Consider the following 9297-nt stretch of genomic DNA (forward strand, 5'->3'; position numbering starts at 1 on the left):
CGTCGGCAGGATCGTGTGAAACCATTATTACGGTAACACCTGTTTCTTCCGCTATCCTTTTAATGTCTGCACGCAGCTGATTTTTCAGCAAGGCATCTACCTGGCTAAAGGGCTCATCTAATAAAAGCAGGGAGGTATCGCTTACTAAAGCTTTTGCTATAGCTACACGCTGCTGCTCGCCCCCGCTCAACTGGGTGATCTTTTTATCCTTTAAATGTTCAATGTTGAGGTGCCGCATCATCTGAAATGTTTTCTCTTTCTTTCCCTGAACATCGGTATTAGACAACATAGAAGCAATATTGTCGTAAACTTTGGCATAGATATTCAATGAAAAGTCTTGTGTCACCATTTTCATTTCTTTATGTCCCGGAATCAGCTGTTCGTCCGGACCAAGAACTCGTTTACCCTTAAAGTGTACTTCGCCCTCATCTGTTTTCAGGAGGCCATAAATACACTTCAGTAAAGTTGATTTTCCACTGCCACTTTCGCCCAGAATAGCTACGATTTTTCCGCTTTCAATATCAAAACTGATATTCCGGACACCAGATGACTGTTCTGTCTGATATTGTTTGGTTAAGTTCTTTACGCTGATGATTTGTTGCTTCACCCTGTAAAGATAAGGATATAAAAAAATCCTGCAGTACAAACCGCAGGATTCTGTTTTATTTGTGTATGTATATTTCTTAATTCAGTCCTATGGTAATACCAAAGGACATATTTTTCAAACCTTTTTGCCCGGAGCTGTCGAACATATCGTTGAAATAATACTTGGTAAAAAGCCCGATCCATCCATAACCTATACGGGCAGTTCCTCCGTAACGGAAAGGTTGGAAGTGGTAGTCATCCCTGGTTTTAACTTTTCCATTTTCATCACTGATCTGTTTGATTTTTCCATTAAGCAGGAAACTCACTTCAGGGCCCACTACGAAGTAAAAGCGTTTGCCATCGTGATTTTCTTTGGTCCGGAATTCAAAGTTTAGTGGAATATGTACATAACTGTTCGAGAATCGGTTTTTGCTGTAATGGATATTGTCTTCCACATAAGTCAGGTCGGTCCCACCCCGCTGTATGGTAATGTCTTTTCTTAAACGGATCAGTGTCCAGTCAAATCCGCCGGCCAGATATACTTTAAAGTTCGGATTGAAACGGTAGCCAAACTGAATCACATCGAAAGAAAATGTACTGGTCTTAGCTCCTCTGTAGCTCAGAAAATCATTCTTTGGAGATAGCGTAAAACTGCCATTATCAATCAGCCTGGAAAAACCCCAGTCTATTCTGGTTATGGTAATTCCACCTATAAAACGGCCTTTGGCTGCACTTTTTTTGCCTGTACTATCTGTTTTATTGGAATTTGATGCTATGCTGATGCCAATTCCATGCGTGATTTCAAATTTATTCTTCTTTTTTGCAGTCGTATCCTGTTGGGCCATTACGTTACTGCTCAATCCACTGGTAAGTCCGCTTACCAAAAGTGCTGCAAGAACTATTCTCTTCATATTGCTGGTTTATTTGTGTTTCTTCGGGTTAAATTTTATAAATCCAATATTAATGGCCACCAGTGAGGATTCATCATCATCATCTGTTTTAAAGCGTACGATTTTCTGTTCTCTTTTATCTACTTTGTCTACAACATAGTTGACCAGGTCGCCAAAATTCCGGATGCCTTTTCTCTCTGCCTGTTCATTATCGTTAATCACTTTGTCTGGTTCATTCATCTCTGTACCTGCCGCGGCAAGTGTCTTTTGTCCTTCTTCCTGTAAGGTTTCTGCAGACTGCTGTACCACGGGTTTTACATGTTCTACTATAACCTTAAGATGATCGTCGGTGGGAATAGGTTGCATGACTATTAGGTCTTTTTTTGCAGAGGCAGGAACGACTACCGGTATAGAGACTTTCTTATCTGACTCCCCGGATACAACAGAACTGATTTCAACCTCTTGAATCGCTGTTCGATCTGATGTATTGTTATTCACGACCGGAGTTACTGGTTTATCTTCTACACGTGCCATATTTTCCTGCTGTCCCTGAAGACGGATCTTCTCCGGTTTATTGATGAACAGCAAACCAGCGGTAAGGGCCAGTGCAGCCAATGCCGCTGCCATCCAGTATACCGGAAAATGTTTTTTCACTGCAGGCTGCAGCTGTGGCTCTATCTTATCCCATAAGCCCGCAGAAGGTTCCAGCTCTGCCTGGTCAAACCGGTCTTTAAACAACCGGTCAAATTCTTTATCCTGTGTGTGATGCATAATTTATGGCCTCCATTTTTATAATTTCTTCTCTCAGGATGGCTCTCGCTCTGGACAGCTGTGATTTGCTGGCGCCTTCTGAGATCCCAAGTGTTTCTGCTATTTCTTTGTGTGAGTATCCTTCTATGGCATACATATTAAAAACAAGCCGGTACCCATCGGCTAGTTTCTGAATAATATTCAGCAAGTCCTGCATACCCAGGGTACCGAAATCAAATCCGGTAGAGGGCTGCTCAAAAGCCTCTTCTATCTGCACATGGCCGAGGTATTTGAGGTTCTTTCTGTAACTTTCAATCGCTGTATGCACCATGATCCGCCGCATCCATCCTTCAAAAGATCCTTCACCTCTGTACTCCCTTATTTTTTGAAAAATCTTTATATAGCCAATCTGCAGCACATCTTCTGCTTCCATTTTATCTTTTGCATAACGCATACAGACCATCAGCATTTTCGACGCAGTTTGCTTATATAGCTCCGCCTGCATCTTTCGCTCTCCGGCCTTGCACCCGTCAATCAAGTCATTTATCGTATAGGTTAGCGTCAAATCATTGTGTGTTTAGTTCAAAGAAGATGAATGAAATGAGGCAAAGGTTGCACGCCGGTAAAAATAATTATTTAATCTTAAGAAGTTTGAAACTCTTCTTGTAGGTTAGGAAGAAAGAATGATTGAATTGTAGCTGATGGTCAGCATGATCAAGATCAAAATGGGGTTCAAACCGAACATCCAGGTAAAAGTTTGGCAAGAGTTCCTTTTGATAGGCATACCGGACAGACAATACGTTGCGGTGGTTTTGGGTAAAGCCCTGATCATAGAGGTTCTCAGAGACAGATTCATACAATGGCATGCCCTTAATTGTAATAAAATTATTTCCACCCCAGTAAGTGGCGAGCAGGCTTCCATATTTAGTATCCATTCCTGCGGTAAGCCAAAGCCCGAACCCGCCCAGATAGTTCTGATCTCTTTGTTTGGAAAGGTCTTTATAGCCAACGATATAGTTATCGGTATACACTTCTTTGACCCTGCCCTGGAATTTTTTATGCAGTTTTATTCCTGTAGCGCCGTTGAATAGGGTCTGTACAGGGATTTGTTTCAGTTCATCAATCTGTCCGCCCCGGTGCTGAGCAAGAAACTGGCCCGGAAGGCTGAGCTTCCATCCATTATTTTCCGCCACTGTAGCCTCCATAGAAAGACCGCCAATGATTTCCTCTTTATAGTCTGAGCCTTTATAGATCATGTTTTGCCAGGCAATCCAGGCATCCAGCTTAATCACCTTTTTTTCCAGCAGGAATTGTGTACCGTATTCCAGGGGATTGGTGAGCTGGCGTTCGAAATCGTAGATAGGTTCTACATAATGGTGCTGAATTCCTCCTTCCAGACTACCAAAGATCAGACTTAGATCATTCTTCTGGTATTTGATGCTGAACAATGGTTTGACCAGAGAGATACCGCCATTTCCAAAATCTTTACGGTAAAACACACCACCGGTTAAGGCGAGGTTGGGATGGGCATAATAAACCAGCTGGGGCTGAAACTGTGCCCCGTATATGGTATAACCATCATGAAAGTTATTGGTGTATTCGTAATTTCTTACAAAGTTGAGGTTGTAAAAATCAAAATGAAGTTCTCCTGTTAAACTGCTGTCTGGTCGGATGCGGTTTTCTAAAGCAGCATTATTAAACTGGCACAAAGAGGCTTTCCCTAAGAACAGCAGGAAAACCAGCACTAAACATCTCCTCATAGATTACTCGCCGTTTCTCCTCCTGTACCCCTTATACCATTTAACAGCCATCATGATCACCATAGAAAAAGCAATGAGTCCAACCAATCCATAAGCCCAGTCTACTGCACTTTTAAGTACTACAGTAAATACAATGGCTACCAGGAAAATGGTGGCTACTTCATTCCAGAGCCGGAGTCTGAACGAACTTAATTTAAAGATACCTGCTTTCATTTGTTTCATAATACGCTGACAAATGAAATGATAAATCAATAACCCGGCCACGAATGCCAGTTTTACATGAAGCCAGGGTGCCAAAAGGTACCCTGGCCTTAAAAAGATCATTGTAGCACCCGCCAGCACTGTTAAAATCATAGCGGGTGTCGTGATAATATACCACAGTTTATGTTCTATTTTCTCATACTCTTTTTGCAGGATGATCCGCTCATTTTCCGGGCGGTCATTAGCTTCTGTATGGTAAATGAACAAGCGGACTCCATAAAACAGACCCGCCATCCAGCTTACCACAAAGATGATATGAACAGCGAGTATGTAGGAATAGGCCATGATGAATTAGTATTTAAAATCCTTAATCACTTCAATCGCGTATTTTACATGGTCAAACGGAATATCCGGCATAATACCATGTCCCAGATTAAAGATAAATCCATTCTCTCCACGCATACGCTCAAACAACTGAAGGATATGTTTTTTGATCACCGGCTTGTCTGCATATAGAATATGCGGATCAAGGTTCCCCTGGACAGCAATACCCGCAGGCAGGCTCTTTTTGATGTTCAACAGGTCTGCATTCCAGTCAACAGAAATCACATCTGGCTTGGCCTGTGCCATGATCGGAGCAAATACAGAACTTCCTTTACAAAAAGAAATCACAGGGATGTCTTTTCTGTTCAGGTTGGCAATAATTTCCTGGATATAGCGGTGAGAAAATTCCTGATAATCATTCCAGGACAGGGCTTGCGCCCAGCTGTCAAAGATCTGGATGGCGTTTACTCCTGCTGCGATTTGAAGGTTCAGATAATCGGCTGTCACTTTAGCAATTTTAGCCAATAGTTTATGGGCTACCTCAGGCTGGTTGTGCAACATGAGTTTGGTGGTCTTAAAATCTTTGGAAGAACCACCTTCGACCAAATAGCTCATTACTGTAAATGGTGCCCCTGCAAAGCCAATTAACGGAATGCTTCCGTTTAAACGCTGCTGGATCACTTTAATCGCGTCGGCTACGTATTGCAAACGGTCAAGCACATCTACTTCCAGTGCATCTACATCGGCCAGTGTTCGTACAGGGTTCGCAAATTTAGGACCTACGCCCTGGGTAAAACTCAGGTCTCCGCCCATAGCCTCGCCTGTAACCAGGATGTCTGAAAAAAGAATGGCGGCATCAATACCCAGTAAATCGACTGGCAACATCGTTACATCAGCAGCAATTTCAGGGGTTTTGCACATTTCCAGGAAAGAATATTTGTTTTTGATTTCCCAGTATTGTGGCATAAAACGGCCTGCCTGGCGCATCATCCATACCGGCGGACGTTCTGTTTGCTTCGAAAATGCTGCATCTAAAAATAACGTGTTCATCTAAATTTAATGGTTTTATAAGCTGTTCGCTTCTTTCTCTAATTTATTAATTATGTCTCTGGCTTTTGGTGTTGTGGCCAGTTCCTTTGCTTTCTCTATATAGGCCAGTATCCTTACCTTATCCTTCTTTCTTAAAGCAAGATTGGCTAAGTGGATCATGACGAAGGCCTTATCTGTTTTGCCACCTAAGGGGAATCTGCTGGCCAGCTGAAAATGATATTCTGCTTCCTCATACTCCTCACTTTGCAGGGCGATATTGGCCAGCATAAATTCATAATATCCTCTCCTGTTCTTAGCCAGACGCTCCGGATCCGGAACTTCTGCCAAAGCTTCGACTGTTGCTTCGTAGTCCTTCTTCTTAAAATGCTTGGAAGCCAGTAAAACAGAACTCTGTTTAAAGTGGCTCCAAATGAGGATAACAAGCAAAAGACCGCCAAAAGCGGCCAGTTGATATTGTTGGTATATCAGGCATGCAATGGCTGCGATGGCAAAAATCACCATCAGGCCATACCTGGTCTTTGCGTTAAACATTAACTGTGTATATCCGTAAATTTATAGCCTACACCTCTGATGGAATGAAAGTATACCGGATTTTTCTGATCTGGTTCAAAATACTTGCGGAAAGTTAAAATGAAGTTATCAATGGTCCTTGTAGACGGATAAACATCATAATTCCAGACGGTTTCCAGGATCTGCTCCCTTGAAACGGCTTCATTCTTGCGCTCAATAAGCAATTTAAGCAGCATGGTTTCTTTCTTGGTCAATGGAACAACAACACCATCATCCTGTTTCAATTCAAAAGAGTTGAAATAAATGGTTTTATCGCCAATTTTATAAGAATTCAATTCCTTCAGATCATCTGCTTTCATACTGCGTTTCACCAGGATACCTACACGAAGGATCAGTTCCTCCAGGTTAAATGGTTTCACCAGATAGTCATCCGCACCTTTTTTCAAGCCCATTACCCTGTCTTCGCTGGTATTTTTTGCAGTTAAGAAAAGAATTGGAACCTCGGTATTTTCCAAACGAATGGTTTCACAAACCTGGAAGCCATCCATTTCCGGCAGCATCACATCCAGGATGATCAGGTTAAAACGTTCTTCCTTGAATATTTTAAGAGCTGTTTTGCCATCTTTAACAGCGTGTACTTTATAACCTTCTAATTCAAGATTTAATTTTATGGCATCTAATAAGTGGTCTTCATCTTCGACCAGTAATATTCTTAATTTCTGTGGCATAATGATCAACTAAATGTTACTTCAAAAATGGTACCCTGCGGTACGTTATCTTTAACGCTGATATCGGCGTCGTGGTTTTGTAATACTTCTTTAACAATAAACAGGCCTAAACCCGTTCCTTTTGCTTTCCGCACACTTTCATCACCCACACGATAGAATTTATCGAAAATAAGCATCTTTTCGTCATCCGGTATGCCTGGTCCTTTATCCGAAACTGCCAAAAAGGCATGCCCGTTTTGCTGGGCAAGTTCTACACTCACTTCCGCACACGGCCCGGAATATTTAACTGCGTTCTCCACCAGATTGGTGACTACAGAAGAAAGAGCAAATGCATCTCCACTGATTTTGATGCCGGGCTGTATTTTAGATTTAATGACCTGCTCACAGCCACAGGTATGGATCTGCAAACGATCTGTAATTTTAGTAACCAGTTCGGAAAAGTCAAACTCCTCTTTAGGAAAAGAATAAGAACGGTTCTCAATCTTAGTAGCCAACAACATATTTTCTACCAGGTCGTCCAAACGCTCAATATCTTTCAGGGAATTGGACAGTAAAGACGTTTGGCGTGCTTTATCCAGGTCTCTCTTAATGATGGTTTGGATAGATAACTTGATGGCAGCCAAAGGAGATTTCAATTCATGGGTAACCGACAAGAGGAAATTGGTTTGCTGTTCGTGCAGGCGGTCTTCTTTTTTGATGGACTGATGCAGAAAATAGGCACCTATACACAACAAAAACAAAAATACGGAACCTTCACCCATGATCATCGCCATTCTGGATGGCTGTAGTTTAACCACCAGTGTTCCCCAGGAAATGAGTTGCACCAGGCTATACAGCAACAGGAAATAAAATATGACGATCGACTTCTTCATCTGTTCTGATTACTAATCTAATGTACCAAATATTACTTGTTTCTGAAAACGATATCCAGAGCTTCGAATATGGCTCTTTTTGCCTTTTCCAGTTCAATTTTTGTATGTGCAGCGGAAACGAAACCTACTTCATAGCCGGAAGGACCAAAATAGATCCCGCGGTTCAACAATTCCCTGTGCATCAGCTTGAATTTCTCCATGCTTGCCGGGTCAATATCTTCTGCAGTCTGGATTTTGTCTTTATCTGTAAAAGCCATCCAGAAAATAGACCCTACATGGAATACTTTTAGTTTATAGTTTCTTGCTGTGGCAAATCTTTGAATGCTTTCTGCAAATTCACCTGCTTTGCTGTTGAGTTCTTTATAAAAACCAGATCTCAACAATTCAGTCAGCTGTGCAATTCCTGCCGCCATAGCTACCGGGTTGCCCGATAAAGTACCAGCCTGGTATACTCCTCCATCGGGAGAAATGTGAGCCATGATCTCTGCCGAGGCACCATACATCCCTACGGGTAAACCTCCGCCAATAATCTTACCATAAGTAACAATATCAGGTTTTACCCCATAATAAGAGGCCGCACCTTCAAAACCTAATCTGAAGCCGGTAATGACCTCATCAAAGATGAGCAGGGATTTATTGTCTTTACAGATCTGTTGTAAAAATTCAACATAGTCAGGATCCTGGATCAGTAAACCGTTATTTGCTGGAATTCCCTCTATAATCACTGCCGCAATCTGGTCTTTGAATTGTTCAAAAGCTTTCTTTAGCGCTTCTTTATCGTTCAGGCCAATAACAATGGTCTCTTCCGCAAAAGATTTTGGAACTCCTGCAGAGGAAGTTTCTCCAAAGGTAACCAGACCCGAGCCGGCTTTAACCAATAAAGAATCGGAGTGTCCGTGATAACAGCCTTCAAATTTAAGGATCTTATCGCGGCCAGTATAACCTCTGGCCAGTCTGATGGCAGACATCACGGCCTCAGTACCAGAACTGGTGAAACGAATCTTTTCTACGTGTTTATTATTTTTTACGATCAGTTCTGCCAGTTCGTTCTCCAGTGCGGTTGGTGCGCCAAAGCTCATTCCGTTCTGCATTACCTCTGTCACTTTTTCTCTTACTTTTGGATGGTTGTGCCCGAGAATCAAAGGTCCCCAGCTTCCGCAGAAATCAATAAACTGGTTTCCATCGGCATCCCATACAAAACAACCATCGCCTTTTTGTATAAATAGGGGTGTTCCGTAAACAGACTTGAAAGCCCTTACCGGTGAGTTCACTCCGCCAGGAAAGAATGTTTTGGCTTTTTCGTACAATTCTGCAGACTTTTCCCTTGAAATATCTGGTTTGCTTCCGGTGTTTACAGGCATGTCGCCCTCATTTCCGGAGAACATTTTTTTTAAAGACTCTAACATATTACAACCAATTCTTTTCTACAATATCTCTAATATGGTATGTGGTAATGATGCTTGCTCCTGCTCTGGCGAAGGCATGCATGGTTTCCATTACTACTTTTTGTTCATCAATCCATCCACGCTCTGCTGCTGCTTTCACCATTGAATATTCTCCGGATACATTATAACAGGCTATGGGAAGATCGGTGTGCTGTTTCAGATTCTGCATGACATCCAGGTAA

The 9297-nt window shown here is 42.1% G+C and carries 11 protein-coding genes and 1 pseudogene; all 12 read right to left on the reverse strand.

The window, feature by feature from the left end; all coding sequences use genetic code 11:
- Nucleotides 1-607 (reverse strand): ABC transporter ATP-binding protein (locus tag VNZ46_RS07525; RefSeq protein WP_325559466.1); only part of this gene is annotated, 607 nt, incomplete at its 3' end.
- A 76-nt stretch (nt 608-683) separates the two neighbouring features.
- Nucleotides 684-1496 (reverse strand): outer membrane beta-barrel protein, encoded by an 813-nt coding sequence (locus VNZ46_RS07530; protein WP_325559467.1) that lies wholly within the window; start codon nt 1494-1496, stop codon nt 684-686.
- 9 nt (nt 1497-1505) lie between these two features.
- Complete coding sequence (locus VNZ46_RS07535) at nt 1506-2246, reverse strand: hypothetical protein (protein ID WP_325559468.1); 741 nt, start codon at nt 2244-2246, stop codon at nt 1506-1508.
- Nucleotides 2227-2730: a sigma-70 family RNA polymerase sigma factor gene (locus VNZ46_RS07540; protein ID WP_325559473.1), complete on the reverse strand. Its 504-nt coding sequence runs from the start codon at nt 2728-2730 to the stop codon at nt 2227-2229. Before VNZ46_RS07540 ends, VNZ46_RS07535 begins: the two co-directional genes overlap by 20 nt.
- Before the next feature lie 127 nt (nt 2731-2857).
- On the reverse strand, nt 2858-3985 hold the full coding sequence (locus VNZ46_RS07545; protein WP_325559469.1) for a hypothetical protein: 1128 nt from the start codon (nt 3983-3985) through the stop codon (nt 2858-2860).
- Nucleotides 3986-3988: 3 nt separating this feature from the next.
- Entirely contained in the window at nt 3989-4531 is a 543-nt protein-coding gene (locus VNZ46_RS07550; protein WP_133780067.1) for a CopD family protein, read from the reverse strand.
- 6 nt (nt 4532-4537) lie between these two features.
- Nucleotides 4538-5560, reverse strand: a complete 1023-nt coding sequence (hemE, locus tag VNZ46_RS07555; RefSeq protein ID WP_325559470.1) for a uroporphyrinogen decarboxylase — start codon at nt 5558-5560, stop codon at nt 4538-4540.
- 15 nt (nt 5561-5575) lie between these two features.
- Entirely contained in the window at nt 5576-6091 is a 516-nt protein-coding gene (locus VNZ46_RS07560) for a hypothetical protein (RefSeq protein ID WP_325559471.1), read from the reverse strand.
- Nucleotides 6091-6798: a response regulator transcription factor gene (locus tag VNZ46_RS07565; RefSeq protein WP_108553082.1), complete on the reverse strand. Its 708-nt coding sequence runs from the start codon at nt 6796-6798 to the stop codon at nt 6091-6093. Before VNZ46_RS07565 ends, VNZ46_RS07560 begins: the two co-directional genes overlap by 1 nt.
- Before the next feature lie 5 nt (nt 6799-6803).
- Nucleotides 6804-7670 (reverse strand): sensor histidine kinase, encoded by an 867-nt coding sequence (locus VNZ46_RS07570; RefSeq protein ID WP_108553081.1) that lies wholly within the window; start codon nt 7668-7670, stop codon nt 6804-6806.
- Between the two features lie 32 nt (nt 7671-7702).
- Entirely contained in the window at nt 7703-9076 is a 1374-nt protein-coding gene (gene hemL / locus VNZ46_RS07575) for a glutamate-1-semialdehyde 2,1-aminomutase (RefSeq protein WP_325559472.1), read from the reverse strand.
- 1 nt (nt 9077) lies between these two features.
- Nucleotides 9078-9297 (reverse strand): annotated as a pseudogene (locus VNZ46_RS07580) (porphobilinogen synthase); the annotation flags it as partial.

Origin of the sequence: Pedobacter sp., from assembly GCF_035566355.1 — a bacterium.
GTDB lineage: Bacteria > Bacteroidota > Bacteroidia > Sphingobacteriales > Sphingobacteriaceae > Pedobacter.

What these genes read in the sequence shown, in the direction of transcription:
- VNZ46_RS07530 (WP_325559467.1), bottom strand. Translation starts at nt 1,496, where the DNA reads ATGAAGAGAATAGTTCTTGCAGCACTTTTGGTAAGCGGACTTACCAGT.
- VNZ46_RS07540 (WP_325559473.1), bottom strand. Translation starts at nt 2,730, where the DNA reads ATGCAGGCGGAGCTATATAAGCAAACTGCGTCGAAAATGCTGATGGTC.
- hemL (WP_325559472.1), bottom strand. Translation starts at nt 9,076, where the DNA reads ATGTTAGAGTCTTTAAAAAAAATGTTCTCCGGAAATGAGGGCGACATG.
- VNZ46_RS07545 (WP_325559469.1), bottom strand. Translation starts at nt 3,985, where the DNA reads ATGAGGAGATGTTTAGTGCTGGTTTTCCTGCTGTTCTTAGGGAAAGCC.
- VNZ46_RS07560 (WP_325559471.1), bottom strand. Translation starts at nt 6,091, where the DNA reads ATGTTTAACGCAAAGACCAGGTATGGCCTGATGGTGATTTTTGCCATC.
- VNZ46_RS07550 (WP_133780067.1), bottom strand. Translation starts at nt 4,531, where the DNA reads ATGGCCTATTCCTACATACTCGCTGTTCATATCATCTTTGTGGTAAGC.
- VNZ46_RS07565 (WP_108553082.1), bottom strand. Translation starts at nt 6,798, where the DNA reads ATGCCACAGAAATTAAGAATATTACTGGTCGAAGATGAAGACCACTTA.
- hemE (WP_325559470.1), bottom strand. Translation starts at nt 5,560, where the DNA reads ATGAACACGTTATTTTTAGATGCAGCATTTTCGAAGCAAACAGAACGT.
- VNZ46_RS07535 (WP_325559468.1), bottom strand. Translation starts at nt 2,246, where the DNA reads ATGCATCACACACAGGATAAAGAATTTGACCGGTTGTTTAAAGACCGG.
- VNZ46_RS07570 (WP_108553081.1), bottom strand. Translation starts at nt 7,670, where the DNA reads ATGAAGAAGTCGATCGTCATATTTTATTTCCTGTTGCTGTATAGCCTG.